Source organism: Sagittula salina (genome assembly GCF_017813235.1).
In the GTDB taxonomy this organism is placed as follows: Bacteria; Pseudomonadota; Alphaproteobacteria; order Rhodobacterales; family Rhodobacteraceae; genus Sagittula; species Sagittula salina.
Genome location: NZ_JAGISH010000044.1, coordinates 1 through 431 on the forward strand (window position 1 = coordinate 1; position 431 = coordinate 431).

1 protein-coding gene is annotated in these 431 nt (G+C 56.8%); it reads right to left on the minus strand.

The genetic code is table 11. The annotated features are described in order from the left end of the window. Positions 1-290, minus strand: a 290-nt coding sequence (locus J5474_RS22495) for a transposase (RefSeq protein WP_209364243.1), incomplete at its 3' end; no start/stop codon positions are given. Positions 291-431: the final 141 nt, after the last annotated feature.

A 431-nucleotide genomic window follows, 5' to 3' on the forward strand; every position in this document is an offset into this window, starting at 1 on the left:
AGATAGGTGGCGTCGATCATCACGGTCTTCTCTTCACCGTGCTCGGCCGCCAGGCCGACCATCATCCTGGCGAAGATCCCTTTCTCGCTCCAACGCTTCCAACGACTGTAAAGCGTCTTGTGCGGCCCGTAGGCTTCGGGAGCGTCGCGCCAGCGCAAGCCGTTGCGATTGATAAAGATAATCCCGCTCAAGACCCGTCTGTCATCGACCCGTGGCTTGCCGTGCGACTTCGGGAAGAAGGGGGCGAGCTTGGCCATCTGTTCGTCAGTCAGCCAGAAAAGGTCGCTCATGTCACCGCTCCGTTTTGCGAGCCGTGAATCACGCAGCGTGACGAAGATCAATGCATCCTGACCCTAGCCTGTTCTCCAACTGAGGAGACAGACGATGAGAAAGAGCCGTTTCAGCGAAGAACAGATTATCGGCATTCTGAA